Annotated in this window: 16 protein-coding genes; 9 read left to right on the top strand and 7 right to left on the bottom strand. The window is 70.0% G+C overall.

All coding sequences use genetic code 11. The annotated features are described in order from the left end of the window. The first annotated feature begins 72 nt into the window (after nt 1–72). The 7 genes from GA0115240_RS27205 to GA0115240_RS27175 all read left to right on the top strand — a co-directional run bounded on the left by GA0115240_RS27205 (nt 73) and on the right by GA0115240_RS27175 (nt 9,565). The gene (locus tag GA0115240_RS27205) at nt 73–2,880 is read left to right on the top strand and encodes a discoidin domain-containing protein (RefSeq protein ID WP_093740644.1); all 2,808 of its coding nucleotides are present in this window, start codon (nt 73–75) and stop codon (nt 2,878–2,880) included. A 316-nt stretch (nt 2,881–3,196) separates the two neighbouring features. After that, complete coding sequence (locus tag GA0115240_RS27200) at nt 3,197–3,760, top strand: hypothetical protein (RefSeq protein ID WP_093740642.1); 564 nt, start codon at nt 3,197–3,199, stop codon at nt 3,758–3,760. A 1-nt stretch (nt 3,761) separates the two neighbouring features. Next, nucleotides 3,762–5,201: a dihydrolipoyl dehydrogenase family protein gene (locus tag GA0115240_RS27195; protein WP_093740640.1), complete on the top strand. Its 1,440-nt coding sequence runs from the start codon at nt 3,762–3,764 to the stop codon at nt 5,199–5,201. A gap of 94 nt (nt 5,202–5,295) precedes the next feature. Then, the gene (locus tag GA0115240_RS27190) at nt 5,296–5,658 is read left to right on the top strand and encodes a hypothetical protein (protein ID WP_202451790.1); all 363 of its coding nucleotides are present in this window, start codon (nt 5,296–5,298) and stop codon (nt 5,656–5,658) included. 208 nt (nt 5,659–5,866) lie between these two features. Beyond that, nucleotides 5,867–7,180: a preprotein translocase subunit SecY gene (gene secY, locus GA0115240_RS27185; RefSeq protein ID WP_093740636.1), complete on the top strand. Its 1,314-nt coding sequence runs from the start codon at nt 5,867–5,869 to the stop codon at nt 7,178–7,180. Nucleotides 7,181–7,224: 44 nt separating this feature from the next. Continuing rightward, the gene (locus tag GA0115240_RS27180) at nt 7,225–8,025 is read left to right on the top strand and encodes an alpha/beta fold hydrolase (protein WP_093740634.1); all 801 of its coding nucleotides are present in this window, start codon (nt 7,225–7,227) and stop codon (nt 8,023–8,025) included. A gap of 145 nt (nt 8,026–8,170) precedes the next feature. Then, entirely contained in the window at nt 8,171–9,565 is a 1,395-nt protein-coding gene (locus GA0115240_RS27175) for an FAD-binding oxidoreductase (protein WP_093740632.1), read from the top strand. Nucleotides 9,566–9,595: 30 nt separating this feature from the next. Here GA0115240_RS27175 and GA0115240_RS27170 read toward each other — a convergent pair whose 3' ends face one another. The 5 genes from GA0115240_RS27170 to GA0115240_RS27150 all read right to left on the bottom strand — a co-directional run bounded on the left by GA0115240_RS27170 (nt 9,596) and on the right by GA0115240_RS27150 (nt 16,154). Then, complete coding sequence (locus tag GA0115240_RS27170) at nt 9,596–11,272, bottom strand: radical SAM protein (RefSeq protein WP_093740630.1); 1,677 nt, start codon at nt 11,270–11,272, stop codon at nt 9,596–9,598. 43 nt (nt 11,273–11,315) lie between these two features. Beyond that, a complete protein-coding gene (locus tag GA0115240_RS27165) occupies nt 11,316–12,044 on the bottom strand; it encodes a TIGR04283 family arsenosugar biosynthesis glycosyltransferase (RefSeq protein WP_093740628.1) in 729 nt (242 codons plus the stop codon). Nucleotides 12,045–12,243: 199 nt separating this feature from the next. Beyond that, on the bottom strand, nt 12,244–13,032 hold the full coding sequence (locus GA0115240_RS27160; RefSeq protein ID WP_093740626.1) for an MTAP family purine nucleoside phosphorylase: 789 nt from the start codon (nt 13,030–13,032) through the stop codon (nt 12,244–12,246). Next, nucleotides 13,023–14,468 (bottom strand): radical SAM domain-containing protein, encoded by a 1,446-nt coding sequence (locus GA0115240_RS27155; RefSeq protein ID WP_093740625.1) that lies wholly within the window; start codon nt 14,466–14,468, stop codon nt 13,023–13,025. The genes GA0115240_RS27160 and GA0115240_RS27155 overlap by 10 nt, the downstream gene beginning before the upstream one ends. 276 nt (nt 14,469–14,744) lie before the next feature. Continuing rightward, the gene (locus GA0115240_RS27150; RefSeq protein ID WP_093740623.1) at nt 14,745–16,154 is read right to left on the bottom strand and encodes a dihydrolipoyl dehydrogenase family protein; all 1,410 of its coding nucleotides are present in this window, start codon (nt 16,152–16,154) and stop codon (nt 14,745–14,747) included. Nucleotides 16,155–16,384: 230 nt separating this feature from the next. Here GA0115240_RS27150 and GA0115240_RS27145 point away from each other — a divergent pair, with 230 nt between their 5' ends. Then, the gene (locus GA0115240_RS27145) at nt 16,385–17,185 is read left to right on the top strand and encodes a class I SAM-dependent methyltransferase (RefSeq protein ID WP_161302492.1); all 801 of its coding nucleotides are present in this window, start codon (nt 16,385–16,387) and stop codon (nt 17,183–17,185) included. Nucleotides 17,186–17,227: 42 nt separating this feature from the next. Here GA0115240_RS27145 and GA0115240_RS27140 read toward each other — a convergent pair whose 3' ends face one another. Further along, nucleotides 17,228–17,812, bottom strand: coding sequence for a TetR/AcrR family transcriptional regulator (locus GA0115240_RS27140; protein ID WP_093740619.1), 585 nt, complete (start codon nt 17,810–17,812; stop codon nt 17,228–17,230). A 53-nt stretch (nt 17,813–17,865) separates the two neighbouring features. Here GA0115240_RS27140 and GA0115240_RS37275 point away from each other — a divergent pair, with 53 nt between their 5' ends. Continuing rightward, on the top strand, nt 17,866–18,006 hold the full coding sequence (locus tag GA0115240_RS37275) for a hypothetical protein (protein WP_161302490.1): 141 nt from the start codon (nt 17,866–17,868) through the stop codon (nt 18,004–18,006). Nucleotides 18,007–18,051: 45 nt separating this feature from the next. Here GA0115240_RS37275 and GA0115240_RS27135 read toward each other — a convergent pair whose 3' ends face one another. Beyond that, nucleotides 18,052–20,187 (bottom strand): SpoIIE family protein phosphatase, encoded by a 2,136-nt coding sequence (locus GA0115240_RS27135; protein WP_093740617.1) that lies wholly within the window; start codon nt 20,185–20,187, stop codon nt 18,052–18,054. Between the last annotated feature and the right edge of the window lie 225 nt (nt 20,188–20,412).

Below are 20,412 nucleotides of genomic sequence, written 5' to 3'. Positions count from 1 at the left end.
CTCCCACCGCACCGGAACACCACCGGAACAACCGGAACACCTCGCATCAGTGAAGCCCCGGGAGTGATACGCATGAAGAAGACCGGACTGCGTCGCCGCAGTCTCACCGTGAGCGCGGGCGCGGCCGCCGCCCTGCTCGCCGGTTTCCTGTCCAGCGGCTGGGCATCCGCCGCCGCCCCGTCCCACCCGGCCCCGCGAGCCGCCGTCACCTTCTCCGTCGCCCCCGACGGGCACGGTTCGACCTGCTCGCCGCACGATCCCTGCGCGCTGACCACCGCCCAGACCGACGTCCGTGCCGCGAGCCGCACCGCGAACTCCGACATCGATGTCGTCCTGGCCGGCGGCACCTACCGGCTCGACCGGACCTTCGCCCTCGACGCCGCGAAGGGCGACGGCGGGCCGTCAGGTCACCGCGTCAGCTACCAGGCGGCGCCCGGCGCGCACCCCGTGCTCAGCGGCGGCGAGCAGGTCCGGGGATGGAAGCAGGGCCCGGGCGGCGTCTGGCAGGCGGTGGTGCCGGCCGGCACCGACACGCGCCAGCTGTATGTCGACGGAGTACGCGGCGAACGCGCCCGGGGCGCCGACCCGACCAGCTTCACCCGGACCGCCACCGGCTACACCACCTCCGACACGACCCTGGACAGCTGGCACAACATCTCCGACGTCCAGTTCGGCTACACCGTCGGCTGGACCGAGATGTCCTGCGGGGTGGCGTCGGTGGCGGGGACCACGGTCACCATGGACCAGCCCTGCTTCGACAACTCGACCAAGAAGCCCTACGGCGTCAACGCCAACCTTCCCGACTACGTCGAAAACGCGCGCGAACTGCTCGACGACCCGGGCGAGTGGTATCTCGACAAGCCGGCCCACACTCTCTACTACAAGCCGCGTCCGGGACAGGACCTCAACGCCGCGGACGTCGAGATACCCCGGCTGCAGACCCTGGTGTCCGGAACCGGCACCGAGGCCCGTCCCCTGGCAGGTGTCTCCTTCACCGGCATCTCCTTCGCGTACGGCGGCTGGACCGAGCCCAACGGACCCGACGGATTCTCCGAGGTCCAGGCCAACATGCGGCTGACCGGCGCCGACGCCTGGGACAAGCAGGGCTCCTGCGACCGCTACTCGACCACCGATCCCGGCACCTGCCCCTACGGCAACTGGACGATGACCCCCGGCAACGTCGTCTTCGACCACACCCAGGGACTGGCCATCACCGGCAGCACCTTCCAGCATCTGGGCGCGGCCGGCCTGCAACTGGGCCGCAACGTCGACGACTCCACCATCGAGGGCAACGAGTTCACCGACATCTCCGGCAACGGCGTCGAGATCGGCAACGGCGCCGACGCGGCCCCGGCGGACCTGTCCCTGCTGCCGGCCCGCAACACCGTCGCCGACAACTGGGTGCACAACGTCGCCGCCGAATACACCGGCGGCGTCGGCATCTTCCAGAGCTACACCCGCGACGACGTGATCGAGCACAACCAGGTCAACGACGTCCCGTACAGCGGCATCAGCTCCAACTGGGGCTGGGGCCACACCCCCACCGAGTCCGGCGGGAACAAGATCGTGGACAACCTGGTGTTCGACGCCATGCAGCTGCGCTCCGACGGCGGCGGCATCTACGTCCTCGGCCAGGAAGGCGACTCGCTCGCCGACGGCCTGCTGATCAGCGGAAACGTCGTCCGCAACGACAACGGGGCGGACGGCGGCCACGCCATCTACACCGACGGCGGCAGCACGAACATCACCATGACGGGCAACGCCATGTTCGCCAACGGCACCTTCTCCATGGGCGGCTGCAAGGAGGACGCCCTCCCCTACGGGAACTTCTCCTTCACCGGCAACTACGTCGAGAACACCACCCCGGACTGGCCGTGCGGCGCCCCGGACAACCTCACACTCGACAACACCCAGGTCGCCCCCGACGGCGCCGGTGTACCGGCGTCCCTCATCGCCGGCGCCGGCCTGGAGCCGCAGTACGCGCATCTGACAGCAGCGCCCGCAGGCACCGCCCCGGACAACCTCGCCCTGGGCAAGCCCGTACAGGCGCAGTTCACCGACGGCAGCGCCGCCGCCCTCCAGCCGGGCACGGTGCTGTCCAGCGCCACCGACGGCGACCCGGGCACCTGGGTGCAGGCCAGCGGCCAGTTCCGCTGGCAGCTGGTGGTCGACCTGACGAAGGCGACCACCCTCGGCTCGGCCACCGTCACGATGCCCGAGCCCCACTTCGCCACGGACTTCCACCTGGACACCTCCACCGACGGCGCCACCTGGACGACGGCCGGCACCGTCCACGACGCCGGCTGGGGCACCGTCCCCGTGCAGTTCGCCTCCCCGATCCAGGCCCGTTACCTGCGCATCGTCGCCGACAAGCCCGACGACTGGGGCCAGCGCGGCGACCAGATGGCCATCAGCGAGGTCGGCGCGTACGCCCCCGTGCCGGGCAACGCGAACCTGGCGCTGAACGCGCCCGCCCAGGCGCTGTTCATCGACCGCACCCAGGCGAAGATGCAGCCGGACTCGCTGCCGTCGTACGCCACCGACGCAGACCCGGCCACCTGGGCGCAGGCCACCGGCCAGTACCGCTGGATCCAGCAGGTCGACCTGGGCACGCCGCAGTCGGTCGATCTGGTCACGCTCCTCCAGCCGGACGGCAAGTTCGCCACCGACTTCCACATCGACGTCTCCGGCGACGACTCGACCTGGTACACCGTGGCGCGGCACACCGGTGCCGGCGCGGGGCTCACCGGTGTGCAGCTCGACAAGCCGGTGACGGCGCGCTATCTCCGGCTCATCGCCGACCTGCCCGACCAGGGCGGTCAGACCGGCGGCCAGATGGCCGTCAGCGAGCTGGGCGTCTACGGGCTCACCGCCCGGTAGCGGAAAGCGGCGAAAGCAGCCCAGGGCGGGGCGGGGAGCACATCGGCTCCCCGCCCCGCCCTGGCGTCGTCTCGGCCTGCCCCCGGCCGCCGAGGCAGGAAAGACCGTGGCAGTGGGCGATGACACCCCTCATGCGAGGGAGAACGTTCTCTCTTGACAGGTGATCGATCCGTTGCCATGCTGGCCAAAGAACGATCGGTCTTGCAGAGGTGGAGTCCAGCGGCCCGGCACATCATGCGGCCATCCCGATCACCGGCCTCCAAGCAGGACCACGCCATCGCTCCCCTTTCTCCATCCATGCATTGAAAGGAACACTGTGAGCACCACCACTGCTGCTCCGTCCGGTATCACCGGGGCGGCCTCTGCTCTGCGGCGGTTGTATTTCGTCCGGTTCGGGTTCGCTCTCGTCTGGGCCGCCGTGATGTTGCCGATGGCTTCGAAGCTGAATCCCGCCGTGGTCACCCTGCTCGTGCTGTACCCGCTGTTCGATGTGGGTTCAGCCGTCTACGACGCGAGGGTTTCTCGCGCCGGCGGATCGCCCGCGCTGCTGTATGTGAACATCGCGGTCAGTCTCGTCACGGCCATCGGTGTGGGCATCGCCTGTGCGTCCGGCATACCGGCGGTACTGCGCGTGTGGGGGGCCTGGGCGATCGTGGCCGGGCTGGTCCAGCTGATCGTGGCTGTCCCCCGCCGCTCGATGGGCGGCCAGTGGCCGATGATTCTCAGCGGCGGTATCTCCGTCCTGGCCGGTGCGTCGTTCATCGCCTCGGCCGGCGCGGACAAGCCCTCGCTGACCAGCGCAGCCGGCTACGCCGTGCCGGGCGCCGTCTTCTTCCTCGTCTCGGCCCTGCGTCTGGGCCGCGCCGCGAAGCGGGGCTGACATGGATGCCAACACCTACGACGTCATCGTGATCGGCGCGGGTCCGGTCGGGGAGAACGTCGCCGACCGGGTGGTGCAAGGCGGCCTGAGCGCCGCTGTCGTCGAGCGGGAACTGGTCGGCGGTGAGTGCTCCTACTGGGCCTGCATGCCGACCAAGGCACTGTTGCGGAGCGCGGCCGCGCTCCGGGCGGCCCGGCAGGTACCCGGCGCGCGTGAGGCGGTGACCGGTGGGCTGGACGTCGCGGCCGTCCTGCGCCGTCGGGACTCCTTCTCCTCGCACTGGGAGGACGACGGTCAGGCGTCCTGGCTCAGCTCGGCCGGGATCGCGCTGTACCGCGGCCAGGGGCGGATCAGTTCCGACAAGGTCGTCGAAGTGACCGGCGAGGACGGTGCCATGAGGTCGCTGACCGCGCGTCATGCGGTCGTCATCGCGACGGGAAGCGCCGCGCTGCTGCCCGACATTCCCGGTCTGCGGGCGGCGACGCCGTGGAGCAGCCGGGAGGCGGCTGCCGCGACGTCGGTTCCCGCGCGGCTCGCCGTCATCGGCGGTGGCGTGGTGGCCTCGGAGATGGCGGCGGTGTTCTCCGGTCTCGGGTCGTCGGTGACCGTGCTGGCCCGTGACGGTGTCCTGCCGCTCGCCGAGCCGTTCGCCGGTGAACGGGTCACCGAGTCGTTGCGGGAAGCCGGTGTTCGGGTGCTCCTCGGAGCGGAGGCCGGATCCGTGCAACGCGGCGGTGACGGCGTGGTGCGCATCACGCTCACCAGCGGCGAGCAGGTCGAGGCCGATGAGCTTCTCGTGGCGATCGGCCGTACGCCGAACACCCGGGAGATCGGACTCGACATCGTCGGCCTGGCCCCGGGCGCCTGGCTCACGGTGGACGACACGCTGCGGGTGGTCGGAGACGATGGAGAGCTGCTGGCCGACGGGTGGTTGTACGCCGCCGGTGATGTCAACCGGCGTGTGCTGCTGACCCATCAGGGCAAGTATCAGGCCCGCGCCGTGGGTGATGTCATCGTGGCGCGCGCCAAGGGCGAAGCGATCGAGGACAGCCCGTGGGGCCGGCACGTGGCCACCGCTGATGAGCGCGCGGTGCCGCAGGTGGTCTTCACCGAACCCGAGATCGCGTCGGTGGGGCTGACCGCGGCCGCCGCCGGGGCCGCCGGGCTCCGGATCCGCGTCGTCGACTACGACCTGGGCGCCGTCGCGGGATCGGCCCTTCACGCCGACGGATTCGCCGGGCACGCCCGGATGGTCGTCGATGAGGATCGGAAGGTGGTCGTCGGCTTCACGCTGGTCGGCCCGGACGTCGCGGAACTCCTGCACGCCGCGACCATCGCGATCGTCGGTGAGGTACCGCTGGACCGGCTGTGGCACGCGGTGCCGGCGTTTCCCACGATCAGCGAGGTGTGGCTACGGCTGCTGGAGGCCTACGGCCGCTGACCGTCCGTGTGATGTCTCGTCCCGTCGTGAGGGCCGACGGCGCCGCGCCAGCGGAACCTCACGATGTATCAGAATGTGTCTTCTATCGTTATCAATGGCCGAAGCACGCCGATATCGATCGCAACGTCAGGAGCAGAAAATCATGCAGACAAAGATTACGTTGATCATCGACAACCCGGCCGATGCCGCCGCGTTCGAGTCCGAGTTCCCCGCGCTCGCGCGTCGTGCCGCCGCCCTGCCCGGGCTGGCGAGAATCGAATCCGCGAAGGTGTGGCCCAAGGAGGACGGAACTCCGACTCCCGCACACCGAACGCTCGACCTCTATTTCGACGATTACGACGCCGCCTCCCGGGCCGTCACCACGCCGGAAGGCGGTGCCTTTTTCGAGCAACTCACAGGTCTGAAGGTCGGGTTCACCGGCCTGTTCTCCGAGGTGGAGGACTCCCGGACCGCCTGACCTGAGGCGCGGGCGTTGCGTTGGGAGCACCGGAGCGATGGCCGCTCCGGTGCTCCCGTTTTGCGTGTTCAGGCACCCGGCGACCTCCACAGCCACCGCAAGGCAAGAGAGAACGTTCAGTATTGACAGCAGGGAAGCGACGGACGAGACTGCTGCGAGACAGAACGTTAACTCTACCTGAGGGGCCCGTCGGGTCGCGGGAGGCACCGTGTTCGTCGCGTTCGCCCACGCATTCAAGGCGCCCGACGTGGGCAGGAAGCTGCTTTTCACGCTCGGTGTCATCGTGGTGTACCGGCTGGGGAGCCACGTCCCGCTCCCGGGCGTCAACTACCGGGCGGTCCGGCAGTGCCTGGACCAGACCTCGGGCAGTCAGGGGCTGTTCGGACTGGTCAACCTGTTCAGCGGAGGCGCCCTGCTGCAGATCACCATCTTCGCGCTCGGTGTCCTTCCCTACATCACCGCCAGCATCATCCTGCAACTGCTGACCGTGGTCATCCCGCGCCTGGAGGCCCTGAAGAAGGAGGGCCAGGCCGGTACGACGAAGATCACCCAGTACACCCGCTACCTGACCGTGGGGCTGGCCGTCCTGCAGGGCGCCGGCCTGGTGGCCACCGCACGCAGCGGCTCGCTGTTTCAGAACTGCCCGGTGGCCGGCCGGATCGTTCCGGACCGCTCGATCTTCACGAACATCACCATGGTTATCACCATGACCGCTGGTACGGCTGTGGTCATGTGGCTCGGTGAGCTCATCACCGACCGCGGCATCGGCAATGGCATGTCGATCCTGATGTTCATCTCGATCGCCGCCACAACCCCCTCCGCCCTGTGGGCAATCAAGAAGCAAGGGACTCTGGCCGACGGCTGGATCGAGTTCGGCGGCGTCATTCTCGTGGCGCTGGTCCTGGTCGGCCTTGTGGTGTTCGTGGAGCAGGCCCAGCGTCGCATCCCGGTGCAGTACGCGAAGCGCATGATCGGCCGCCGTTCCTACGGCGGCACAGCCACCTACATTCCGTTGAAGCTGAACCAGGCGGGCGTCATCCCGGTTATCTTCGCCTCGTCACTTCTCTACATCCCGTCATTGATAGCGCAGTTCGCCCACGGCAATGCAGGATGGAAGGCCTGGATCGCACAGAATCTGTCCAAGAGCGACCATCCTCTTTACATCACCGTGTACTCCTTGCTCATCGTGTTCTTCGCCTTCTTCTATGTCGCGATCACCTTCGACCCGGACGAGGTCGCCGGCAACATGAAGCAGTACGGAGGCTTCATACCGGGGATCAGGGCCGGGCGGCCGACCGCCGATTACCTGCGTTACGTACTCAACCGCATCACCTGGCCGGGCTCGCTGTATCTGGGGCTCATTGCTCTCGTGCCCACCATCGCGCTGGCCGTGACCGGGGCAAGCCAGCAGTTCCCGTTCGGCGGGACGAGCATCCTGATCATCGTCGGGGTGGGCCTGGAGACGGTGAGGCAGATCGAAAGCCAGCTCGAACAGCGCAACTACGAGGGCTTCTTGCACTGAAATGCACGCTCCGCGCGCAAGGCCGTTTGTCGAAAGGAAACATCATGGGAATCCGCATTGCACGCCGCGCCGCAATCACCGGCGCTCTCTCCTCGGGCGCTCTGGTCCTGCTGGGTGCCGCCTCCGCTCCGAGCTTGGCGGTGGCGACCGGCGACGTGTCTTCCCCGAAGCCGACCGTCGTGCTCGTCCATGGCGCGTGGGCGGACTCGTCCAGTTGGTCACCGGTGATGGAACGACTGCGCAAGGACGGCTACCCGGTCCGAGCCATCGCCAATCCGCTGCAGGGACTCACCAGCGACTCCGCCTACGTCTCGAGTTACCTGGCCACCATCGACGGGCCCGTGGTGCTGGTCGGCCACTCCTACGGGGGCGCCGTGATCACGAACTCCGGCGCCTCGGATCCCGATGTCAAGGCGTTGGTCTACATCGCCGCTTTCATCCCCGCGCAGGGCGAGACGGTGGGCGAGCTGGCTGCCAAGTCCTCGTCGCCCATCCCGCTGATCTCCACTCCCGTCCCGGACGGTACGGACGTGTCCATCGACCCGGCCCATTTCAGGGAAGTCGGCGATGTCGACCCGACCGCGGCCGCCGACCTGGCGGCTGTCCAGCGGCCCGCCAACACCAGGGCGGTCTCCGACGCCAGCGTCGCGGAAGCCTTCCGTACCGTGCCCTCCTGGAGCCTGATCACCCGTCAGGACCACGCGATCACTCCCGACGTCCAGCGGTTCATGTCCGAGCGAGCGGGTTCGCACACCGAGGAGGTCAACTCCTCCCACGCCGTGATGATCAGCCGTCCCGACGTAGTCACGCACGTGATCGAGGAAGCCGCCCGCAGCACGCGGTGACACGTGTCCCGGCCCCACACGAGGGCCCATCGGCCGCCGTGGACGCCTGTCGCCGGCCCGCGGCGGCGACCGCGGAGGGAGCCGGAACGGCTGACACAGGTCCGTTTTCAGCAAGCCTTTGTCGAGATGTTCAAGGAGAGGTGTCATGACTGTGGCCACGCGCCAACAACTCGGCCGGCTGGTCGAGACCCTGCAACGGACCATCCCCGCTGGGCGGGTGGTCACCACCGGGCCTGGCTACGACGCCGCCCGACAGCTGTGGAACGGCGCTGTGGCCTCCCGCCCGGGTGTGATCGTCCGGTGCGTCGATCCGTCCGAGGCCCGCGACGCAGTGCTGGCCGCACGGGAGTTCGGTGTGCCTCTGTCGGTGCGAGGCGGCGGCCACGACTGGGCCGGAAGGGCACTGAGCGACGGCGGTCTGACCGTTGACCTCACCGACCTGCGCCGGGTGACGGTCCACCCCGCGGCAGAGGTCGCCGAGGTGTCGGGAGGGGCCACGGCCCTCGATGTCGCGCGCGCCGCTGAGCCCTTCGGCCTGACGGCGGTGACCGGAACCGCCGGCTCCGTGGGCATGGCAGGTCTGACGCTCGGCGGTGGCTACGGACCGCTCAGCGGTCGTTTCGGCCTTGCTGTGGACAACCTGCTGTCCGCCGACCTGGTGCTCGCCGACGGTTCGGTCGTCTCCGTGGACGAAGAACGGGAGCCGGACCTGTTCTGGGCGCTGCGCGGCGGCGGCGGGAACTTCGGCCTCGTCACCTCGATGCGGATTCGCCTGCACCGGGTGCCGACGCTCCTGTCCGGCATCGTCATGTACCCCTGGGACCAGGCGGCGACCGTACTGGCCGGGTTGGCGGACATCGTGCCCGGGGCACCCGACGAGCTGACCGTGCAGTTCGGTGTCCTGCCGGGTCCCGGCGGCGACCCCGTGGTGTTCCTGGCGCCCACCTGGAGTGGCGACGACACCGCGGCGGGGGAACGCGAGCTCGCGCGGCTCGACACCCTCGGCACGCCCTTGCTCTCCCAACTCCTCCCCACCACCATGCCGGAGAAACTCGCCGCCATCGACGCGCAGTTCCCCTTCGGACGGCACGCGGAGATCCGTTCTCGTTGGGTACCGGCGCTCACCACGGGAGTGCGCGACGCGCTGCACCTCGCAGGCTCCGGCCTGACCTCGCCCTGTTCGGCTGTGTCCCTGCACTGCTTGCACGGCGCCGCGGCACGGGTACCCGTGACGCGGACGGCGTTCGGCAACCGTGACCCGCACCTCATGGTCGAGATCATTGCCCTCTGGGAACCGGGCGACGCCCGCGCGGCGGACCACCGCGCCTGGGCCGGCGACCTGAGCAGTGCCCTCGAGCCCGAGGCGCTACCGGGCGGTTACCCCAACCTGCTCGGAACGGACGAGGTCACGCAGATCGCGCACGCATACGGTCCGAACACTGAGCGGCTGCTCGCGCTGAAACGCCGTTTCGATCCGGACCACGTCTTCCGCGCGATCCCGCTGCCGTTCTCGTCCGCGTCAGAGGTTGCCTGCTCGTAGCCGGAGGGCAGCAGGAAGCTGTTGAGGCGGTCAGACGGCGCAGTGGACGGGGCGGGGCAGGGTGCCGTCGATGAGGCGGGCGGCGAAGAAGCGTTCGGTGACGAGTTGTTGGCCGGTGGTGAGCGGGGTGCCGGCGGGGGCGAGGTGCAGGTCGGGGCTGGTGGCGAGGTCGGCGCCGGCCGGGTGCCAGTGCAGTCCGTCGGCGGTGGCGGTCAGCTCCGGGACGCTGGAGTCCGCGCCGATTTCCGCGCCGGTTTCCGAGAACCCGCGGCGCAGCAGCGGCCGTGCCGCGAAGTGGTCGGCGGGCAGGCCGAGTCCGGCCAGCAGCTCGGCGACGGCGGGGATCTCGTGGGCGTTGCCGGTGGTTTCGGTGAGGGCGACGCGCGGGGGCAGGCCCAGGTCGATCAAGTGGCGGATGCCGTCCATGGTGCGTCGCCAGGAGCCCTCCCCTCGCTGCGCGTCGTGGGTGGCAGCGCTGGCACCGTCCAGGGAGGTCTGGACGGTGAGCTTGCGGCCGGCCAGCGCCCCGAGGGGAGCCGCGCGGCGGCCTCGTAGCAGTATGGCATTGGTCATGACGACGGTGGGGAGTTCGGCCGAGGCGTAGTCGAGGAGGCCGGTGATGTGCGGGTGCAGGAACGGCTCGCCACCGGTGACGTACAACTCGCTGAATCCGGCCTGTACGGCTTCGTCGACGAGGGCGCGGAAGGTGTCGGCGGGCAGGGTGCGGGCGAGAGCCTTGGGGAAGGAGGCGACGGCGCAGTAGCGGCAGGCCAGGTTGCAGTGGAAGTTGGTGTAGATCCACAACCGCGACGGGAAGTAGGGGGTGCCGAACAGCGGGACGACCGGCCGGTCGCCCTCCATGGCCTGCGGCGCGCTGTCACCCCAGCCGTCGTCGGTCGGCCGGAACCGCGACGGCAGGACGGAGCGGTAGAGCTGGTAGCGGCCCCGGGAGCGCTCGAGCGGCGGCAGTACCTCCAGGCAGGTGGTCCACCAGCCGGTTTCGATGGTCTCGGCGAAGATCTCGGGGAGCCCGGCGCCGCGCATCGAGCGGGCCTGCGCCTGCCAGTCGTAGGCGAGCGGGACCAGTTCGGCGGCGACGTGCCCGTCGGACACGTCGAGGATCGCGTACCAGACCTCGCGGCGCCCGTCGTTGGCGGGTTTGCCGAGTACGCCGACGTTGACGGCGAGGGTATCGCCGATGCGTCGCTGCCAGGGCAGACCGGTGTGGGTGCACAGGACGACGTCGGCTCCGGATGCGTCGACCCGCAGGCGGTGCTCTTCCTCGGGGAGCGACTCCCACCAGAAGTCGTTCAGCGCCAGTGTCGAGCCGTGAACCATGTGGACGTCGACGCCGTCGATCGTCTCCCGGAGCTCGGTGGGCAGGGTGCCCATGTGGGCGGCGAAGTCACGGCTGGTGGTGGCGAGCGTGTGGTCGTAGACGAGCTGGGCGTACTCGTTGTCCTTCGGGTCGCGATAGCCGCAGCCGCAGTCGGTGTCGCGGCGGGCGACGGCCACGTCGTAGTTCCCGGCGACGCACTCGATACCGTTGTCGGTGAGGATCGGCCACAACGCGTTCACCTCGGCGCCGAAGCCGCCGAGGTCGCCCAGGCAGAACAGCCGCTCGGCGCCGCGGGCGCGGGCATCGTCGACGAACGACTGCAGGGCGTACGGATTCCCGTAGGGCCCTCCGCAGACTGCGATGCGCATGGCGTCGGTCTCCAAGGTGTCGATGGGAAGGGAGCGGGCGCTGTCAACTGCGGCCGGCCGGCGCCGTTCTCAGCGATCCGTTCGGGAAGAGGCGGGGGCCCGCGGTGTATCGGACCTGGATGGCTTCGGGGTCGACGCCGGCGAAGTAGAGCAGTTTCAGGTACTGCATGAAGGCGATCATGCGCCAGGTCCCGTGCGCGGTCAGGCGGCGTGAGGAGGCCGTCGAGGTGGCCGGCACCACCCTCAGCGCCCCGCGTTTGTGCAGACGCCGTGACATCTCCAGGTCCTCCATGATGGGCAGTGCGGGGAAACCGCCCAGGGCGTCGAAGTCGGTACGGCGGATGAACATGGCCTGGTCGCCGAAGATGTGGTGGAGGCGGCGGGCACGGGCGTTGGACGTCCATGCCAGGTAGTTCAGCGCGGGTGTCCGGCGGTCGAAGCGGAGACTGAGGCCGCCGCCGACGACGGCCGGGTCGGCGAGTGCGACCCTGATCTGGCTCAGGGCGTCGGGATCGACGGCGGTGTCGGCGTGGACGAACCACAGGATGTCACCGGACGCGTGCCGGGCCCCCTCGTTCATCTGCCGGGCCCGGCCGCGCTCACCGGCGATCACGGTGCTCAGCGGCGCGGCGAGTTCGACGGTGGCGTCGGTGGAGCCGCCGTCCACGACGATCAGTTCGCAATCGGGGAACCCGCGGCGCAGGCGGCTCAGCGCGCCGTGGATCGTGGCCTCCTCGTTGAGTACCGGGACGATGATCGACACCTGGTTCATGGGCTCTCCGTGAACTGGGGCGCAGCGGCGGTCGGCGCGGGCGGCGCCGGGTCCGGCAGCAGTGCGGCGGCGCCCTCGGGGTGTCCGGACCCGGCGGTGGACGCAGCGGACCCGCGATGCCGCCGGGCCTCGGCCGTTTCCGGTCGGGCTGGCTTCGCCATGAACAGGATCGCGGGGACATCCCCGCGGGCAGGGGCGCTCACCCGTCGAACCGGTGGACGAAACCGGCCCCGCTCAGGCTGCCCGGTGCGGGCAGCACGTGCCCGGCCAGCGTGGCGAAGACTTCCCTGCTCTCCGCCATGCGATCCAGCAGTGCCTGCACCGGTTCCGGTTCGGTGGCGACGCCGTTGGCGTAGTCGGTGACGAAACCCACCAGCGCCATGGGGAGTTCGGCCTCGCCGGCCAGCACCACCTCCGGGCCGGCGGTCTGGCTGACGGCGCTGACGCCCGCGGAGGCAAGGGCGGCCACCTCCGCCCGTGAGTTGAAGCGGGGGCCGTCGACGTGCCCGTAGACGCCGCGTGTCGCGACCGGAACCCCGGTCTGCCCGGCGGCGGTGATCAGAGCCCGGCGCAGCGGCTCGCTGAAGGGCCGGTCGAAGATCCAGTGGCCGCGGCCTGCCACTCCGGGCATGTCGTACCAGGAGCAGAGGGTCCCGTCGGGAAGCCGGTTGGCCGGGAAGTACAAGTCGTCGAAGACCACCAGGGAGCCCGGTCGCAGGTCGGGGTCGAGGGAGCCGCAGACGGTGAAGGACACCACGGCTTCCACCGCACGGGCCAGCAGTGCGGCCAGGTTCGCCTTGTGGTCGACCTGGCTGGAGAGCCGGTGATGGGCGGCGCCGTGCCGGGACACCTGCACGATCTCGGTGGCCCCGAGGCGTCCCTCGGTGACGGTGACCGCGCCGTGGTCGGTCGTGACGGTCCGCTCGACCGCCTCCTCCAGGCAGGGCCAGTCGTAACTGCCGGAACCGGTGATCACCCCTATGCGCATGGATGATTTCCCCTTCGGTCGCATGACCGCTGAGCGGCCGGCCGGGTACTGACCTCGACGATCGGCAGCAGGCTGCGCAGCGCCGCGTTCTCCGCCGGGTCGAGCACGGCGTGCTGCACGCACGCGGGCACGAGGGTGCCGTCCTCGGGATGGGCCATGGCGTAGTGGCAGGCTGCCAGCCGTTCCTGGGTCTCGCGCAGCCCGGGCTCGGTGGCTTGCTTGCCACGCCGCATCATCTCCCAGGCCGGGGCGACGACATCGGCGTCCATGAACTGGTGCATGACGAAGGTGACCGGACGCACCCGCATCCGCTCGCGGACCAGCCGCAGCGGCCCGACCCGGCGGACGGTGCGGGCGAGCCAGCCAAGGCCCGTCACCGCCACGGACGGGTACCGGGCCACCACCCGCAGCACCCTGACCGCAAGGAGGGCGGGCGGGGTACCGGTGAAGGTCATCTTCCCGAAGCGGCGGAAGAACACGTCGCGTACGCGGAGGTCGCGCGGATCGTCGCCGTCGAGGAACGGGTACCACCGGCGGCCGACGTAGAATCCGTAGGCCGTGCGGTTGCAGCGCACATCGCCGTTCTCAAGGACCCGGTACTGCAGCCGGGTTCCGGCACCTCGTTCGATCTCCGCCCATACCGCGTCCGGGGTCGCCTCGCGGAAATCCTCCTTCCAGCGGCGCTCGTCGCCGAGGAAAGCGGCGGGTTGGAAGGAGAACATGCCGTAGCCCATGGCATGGCAGTCGCGAATCACCCGCGCGATCTCGTGGAGGTTGCCCGAGGTGACCGTCATATTGTGGGCGAGGAAGAACCGCACCCCGTGCTCGCGCCGCAGCCGGGTGAACATGGCGGCGAACCGGGCCCGGTACGGGTTGAGGGACTCCTCGTCGGGCGGGCGTTCGATGCCGCGTCGGCCGTACATGAACTTGTCGAAGTGTGCCGCGAAGGACAGCCGGGCAAAGCGTTTGGTGCCGTCCGGGCCGAGTGCGAGGCGGGTGAGGTAGTCGTCGTCGAAGTCGCCGTGGGTGAAGCTCATGGGTTCCCGGCCGTGGTCCCGCATGATCGCCAGCGCGGCGGCGTGGTCGTCGGGGGCGAGCAGGCTCACCTCGCCGCCGATGAGCTGGGTATGGGCGCGTGGCCCGCGCAGCTCACGCAGCAGTCCCATCTGCGCGGTGATCTGTTCGTGGGTGTGAGGGCCGTCAACGCGTACCTGGTTGGCGTCGCGGGAGTGGTAGCAGGGGGTGCACTTGAGGTTGCATTTGGGGAAGACGCCATGGGTGCCCTCGCAGCCGACGCCGTGCCGGCCCAGGATCTGGCCGGGGGTCCTGGCGACATCGGGAAGTTCCGCCCAGCGGCGTCGCATGGCCGCGGCGAACTCGGCGTCGTAGGGGCGGGTGGCACGCTCGAGGGCTCGCAGCGCGGCGATGACCGGCATCACATGTTCTCCTGCTGGGTCCGGGCAGCCGCGAAGGCCGACCGGGTGGCGGGGGGCGCGGGCCGGGCCCGGCGCGGTCCGCGCCGCGGCAGCCGGGCGTACAGCGGCATCAGGGCGTCCCCGGCAAGGACGTATCAGCGCGGCGGCTGAGCGGCGTACGTGCCGAAACAGCCGCGGTGCACGGCAGGAAGCCCCGGGCCAAGGCATCGCGCCGAGCGGAGCCAGCGGATTCGGCGCCGTCGCCGCGTGGACGGCGCCCGGAAACGTCGCGGAGGATCATCGGCTCGCCCCTCTGCGGAGTTTCAGCAGCGCGCCGATGGGGCCGCCGCGCCGGGCCAGACCGGCGTAGACATCGGCCAGGGCCGTGTGCCAGGGCCCGTCGGCGTAGGTCGGGTAGGGGTGCACGGTGCGGGCGTACTCCGCGGCCGTCCAGCCCAGACGCACCGCCGCCGCCAGGTGGGCGATGGTCTCCCCGGCCCGCGGAGACACCACCGTGGCACCGACGACCTTCCCGCGCGGGCCCAGCACCAGGGTGGTGAAGCCCTCGGTACGGCCGTCGGCGACCGCCCGGTCGACCCGGTCGTTCTCCAAGGTGTGGACGCGGACTGTGTCGCCGTACTTCTCGCGCGCCTCGCCGGCGGTCGGTCCGACCCGGGCGATCTCGGGGTCGGTGAAGGTCACCCGGGGCACCGCGCGGTAGTCGATGGGACGGCGCACCCCGAGCAGCGCGTCGGTGGCGGCCGACCCGCCCTGGGTACCGCCCAGGTGGGTGAAGGCAGAACGGCCGGTCACGTCTCCGGCGGCGTAGATACGGTGGTTGGTGGTACGCAGCCGCCCGTCGGTGCGAACATCGCCGCTCTCGGTCAGCTCGACACCGGCCGCCTCCAGCCCCAGACCCCGGGTGGCGGGGCGACGGCCCGTGACGGCCAGCAGCGCGTCGTAGGGCAGAGGGCCGCCGGGCCCATGCACGGCGCCGGCATCGACGCTCACCGCGCGGTAGCCGGTCCGGACGGTGACGCCCTCGGCCTTCAGCCGCTCCCCCAGCACGAGTGAGGCACGGGGTTCCTCACGGGGTACCAGCCGGTCCGCCGCCTCCACGAGGGTGACCTGCGAGCCGAGCCGGGTGAACGCCTGGCCCAGCTCGCACCCGACCGCACCGCCCCCCAGCACCACCAGGCGCCGCGGGAGTTCGGACAGTTCCCAGACGGTGTCACTGGTCAGCGGTCCGGCCTCCGCCAGGCCGGGGACGGGCACCAGAACCGGCGAGGAGCCGGTCGCGACCACCGCATACCGGAAGGAGACCTCCCGCTCACCCACGATCAGCGTTCTCGGGCCGCTGAAGGACGCCGTGCCGTGTGCGACGTCGACTCCGAGCGGGGCGAGCGCCGCGGCCGCATCGTACGGCTCGATCGCGGCGATCGCCCGCCGCACCTCGCTCATGGCCGCCGCCAGGTCGACGGGGCCGTCCGCCGGCGGGAGCCCGTAGGCGGCGGCGCGCCGGGCGGCCTGGACGTCGGCGGCCACGTGCAGCAGCGCCTTGCTCGGGACGCACCCCCTCCACAGGCACTCCCCGCCCAGCCGGTCCCGCTCGACGAGAAGCGTACGGGCGCCGAAACGCCCGGCGGTGCGCGCTGCGGTCAGGCCGGCACTGCCGCCGCCGATGACCACCAGGTCGTACCTATTCATGCTTCAGGCTTTCTCGTCGGTCCGCCGTCGTGGGCGCGTGAGGGAGACCGGCCGACACCGTCGGGGCATTCCCTGTTCGACCCCATGATCACGGGCACGGTGGCCGTCCCGCGTCATCCGTCCGCTTCCGGCGTGTTCGCAACGGAATGCAGAAGGCGGCCGGGCAGGGTTCGCGATGGAGAGGGCAGTGCGAGCGGTCACCCATGGGTGGGACCGAAGGAGAGGGCTGGATGGACGAACTGGACTGGCGGCGCTTCGTCGCCGCCTACCACCAGGCGCACCCCGGCATCACCGAACAGCTCTTCCTGCTGGCCGACACATCCCCCTACGCCTGGCTTGCCGAAGTGCTGCACGGCACTTCCGGCACCCTGCTCGATCTGGCCTGCGGCTCGGCACCCACCCGCGACGAACTGACCGACGCCGACTGGGTGGGCATCGACTCCTCGGCCGCGGAACTCGCCGTGGCGGCGCGCCGTGGCCGCGGACCGCTGGTACGGGCCGGCGCGGACCGGCTGCCGGCCGCCACCGGGAGCGTCGGCGCCGTATGCGCGGCCATGTGCCTGCCGGTGGTCACCCCCCTGCCGCGGGTGCTCCGGGAGGTCCGGCGGGTGCTGCGACCCGGAGGGACGCTCGCGGCGCTGGTGCCCTCCCGGTCCGGGCTCTCCGCGTCCGGCCTTGTCGGCTGGCTGCGGGTGATGGCAGCCCTGCGCGCGGTCCGCCAGCCGTGGCCCAACCCGCGGGCCCGCGACGGACTGGCCGCTCTGCTGGGCACGGCGGGGTTCCGCGTCCGCCACAACGAGCGGCGCGTCTTCACCCTCGCCATCGACTCGGCCGACGCGGCGGCCCTCCTTGTCGATGCCCTGTACCTGCCGGGCATGACTCACCACCGTGCCCAGGCCGCCAAGCGCTCCCTGGCGCGGTGGGCGGTCCCCGGACGACGCCTGGAGCTGCCGCTGCGCCGCGTGGTGGCCGATCTTCCCGCCCATCCGCCTTCAACGGAGCCGATGAACCGTCCGCCGGCGCAGGGATAGGGGATGGCGGTGCTCCGGGGCGGCCGGTTTCGGCTGGGGTGATCAGGCGGTGCGTGTGTGAAGGATTCCTTCGACGCCCTGCAGGAAGGTCTCGGAGACGAGTTCCGGGTCGAAGAGGCAGCCTGCTGCCATGGCACCGTCCCGGAGCATGACGAGGTGCCGGCCGGCCGGACCGGCGGGGAGGTCCGACGTGTGTGCCAGCAGGTCGGTGACGGTGTCCAGGAACCATTGCCGGTGGGCCAGGACCGCTTGGTGGATCGGATGGGTGGCCTCGGGATACTCGGCCGCCGCGTTGAGGAACGCACACCCTCGGAACCCGTCCGACCGGATGCCGTCGGCGATGGATTGGGCTACGGCCCGAACCTGCTCGGGTGCCGACTCGCTGCTTGCCTGCGCGGCGGCCACCTGGGCGCGGATGCCCCGGTCCGCGAGACCGAGGTAGGCAAGGACGAGTTCTTCTTTGCTGGGGAAGTGCCGGTACAGCGTGGCACGGGTCGTCTCCGCCTCCGCGACGATCCGGTCGATGCCGACGGAGTGGATCCCCTCCGCGTAGAAGATCCGGGTTGCCGTATTGAGCAACCGTGCTCGTGCCTCCGAGGTGCTGCCGCCCTCTGTGATCCGACTCATGGAGGGCGAGCCTAGCAAACAGGAGAACGTTCTGTCTTGACAGCGGTCCCGCAATGCTGGATATTGCGCGCGATCACGCCGCAAAGGGCGGCCTCACCGTCGACTTCCGCGAGATGGCCATGGACATCGACACCTCGTGGTTCGACGGGGAGACGGAGTATGCGCGGCCTGCCATGAGTCGTCGTTGGTCGTAGGGGGCCGGGCCAGGGCTGCGGAGATGGCCGCGGCGGCATTACCCATCAGCCGTCGTAGGAGCCGGCCCCGGTGCCGCACCGCAACAGCAGCAGCGCGATGTCGTCGCTGTTCTCCGGGACGGCGGTCTCCTGGGCGTGCTTGATCATCATGTCGGCGAGCAAGTCCAGCGGCTGGTCGTCCGCCCGAGCCAACTGCTGCGCGAGGCGGTCGATGGAGAATCCGATGTCGGTGCCGCGCCGCTCCACGAGGCCGTCGGTGTACAGGGCCAGCACGGCGCCGGGCGGCAGGGGTACGTCGACGGTTTGCCAGCGCATCCCTCCCTCCACGCCGAGGAGCAATCCAGGAGGCAGGTCGAGAACCTCCGCGTCATCGGTGCTGCGCCGGAGAATCGCCGGCGGGTGGCCTGCGGAGGCCAGCCGGACGCGCTGCCCCGGTACGTCGATCTGTGCGTAGAGGCAGCTGCAGAACAGATCGCTGTTCTGCTCCAAAAGGAAGGTGTTGGTGCGGGCGAGGACCTCTTCGGGGGGCACACCCAGTCCTGCGTAGATGTGGACGGCGGTGCGGATCTGGCCCATCAGGGCCGCGGCCTGGACGCTGTGCCCCTGGACGTCGCCGATCACGGCGGCCGCAGTTCCGTCGACGAGGCGGATGACGTCGTAGAAATCGCCGCCCACCTCCAACGCGTGCGTGGCCGGAAGGTGCCGTGCGACGATCTCGAGCCCTGGCCCTTGGGGCAAGTGGCCCGGCAGCAGCCCTTCTTGGAGACCTCGCGCTGTATGGGCGTTGGCATCGTAGAGCCGTGCCCGGTCCAACGCCTGGGCGATCATCCCGGCCAGCGACGTCAGTTCGGCGCGTTCGTCCGAGCTGAAGTTCCGCGCCTTGGAGTACCCCAGCACCAGGAGGCCGAACGCGCCGCCCGAGACGGTGAGTGGCAGGAAGGCGAAGGCGCCCATTTCCCGGTAGTGCTGATGCTGAGGATAGATCCTGACCAGGTCGGTGGTGGTCGGGTGGAAGGCTGGGATGCCGGTTTCCATGGTCCGTGTGCCCGCGCTCGGGGTCGCCATCGGAAGTCCGTTGAAATGCTCCAGCATCCCGGACGGGAAACCGCATGCGGCCAATACCCGCACCCTCCCCTCGTCGGCCACAACGAGCGCCAGTCCCTCCGCACCGAGGACCGGCCGCATCTGGTCCACGACCGATTGGGTCACCTCGCTGACGCCCGTTGTCTCGGTGAGGGCTGAGGCCAGGTGGAGGAGGTGGAAGAGGGCGCCGGCCCGGGCGGGCCCGTGGAGTGGGATGTCCTCACTCGGTTCTTGCTCGCTGACGGGGGCAATTTCGCGCCTGACGCGCACGCTGATGCCCGTCGCGTCCGGGTAGAGGAGGAACGAGAGCACTGCCCCGTCCGGCCGGCGGGCGGAGAAACTGGTGGGCTGCCGGCCGATGAGCGAACCGACGAATGCGTTCTCGTAGACCGGGTCGTTCAGCCAGGGCAGCACGTCCCAGGGTTCCGAGTCCAGCAGCTCGGCGAGATCGCGACCCAGCAACTGGACGGCCCGGCTGGTGAGAAAGGTCATTCGACCGTGCACGTCGAGCGCGAAAAAACCGTAGGGAAAGCGCTCCACCAAGGAGTTCGCCGGCTCAGCGTGCGGTGCCGGCGGCGGCGCGATGACGAGAGGCTCTTTCCGCGGACGCACCGGCCGGCCCCGCGCGGCGGCATCCCGCAACACCTCGGCCATCTGGTCGACCGTCTCAATGATCCGCTCCCGATCGGCGGCCGGCAGTCCCTCCGCGCGGCTCCCCGGCCAGAACAGATTGAGGGCGCCCCAGCACACTCCATCGGCGACCAGCGGGCCGACATAGTGGGCGACGGAGTAAGGAAAGGCGAGAGCGGCACGGGGAAAGCGACGGGCGAACTCCTGTTGGTCGGGAAGCCACACATGGCGTTGTGATCGCACCGCCGCGGGCACGGGGGCCGGCTCCGCCATGGCCAGCCGGGCCCAGGGAAGCGCCAATCTCCTTGGGGCTCCGATCACCGTGGTCAATTTCAGTACCTGCCGCTCAGGGACCAGGAGATAAATGACCCCGATGTGAGCGCCGACAGCGTGCCTGATGTGCTTCAGCAATGCGTCGAGGTGCTTGGCGGCCTCCCCCGCCGCGGCAGCGTCCTCATCGCTGTTCACAACACTACCCGCCTCACGTCTGCGCAGAACTGACGTTTCATCTTACTGTGACGCCGTCAGCAAATCGGAGGATGCCGCCCCGACACGATGGGAAAACGACGCAAGAAGGCCAGGCAGTCAGGGAGGCATGAAAAGGGGCCGGCTATGGAGTCGGCCGATCGCCGGTGGTCGACTTTATCGGCGCGTTGTCGTATGCGTCGCCGACCGATCCGGTAAAGACCGGAA

This window comes from Streptomyces sp. DvalAA-14, from assembly GCF_900091855.1.
Taxonomy (GTDB): domain Bacteria; phylum Actinomycetota; class Actinomycetes; order Streptomycetales; family Streptomycetaceae; genus Actinacidiphila.
This window is presented reverse-complemented; position numbering and strand designations above follow the sequence as displayed.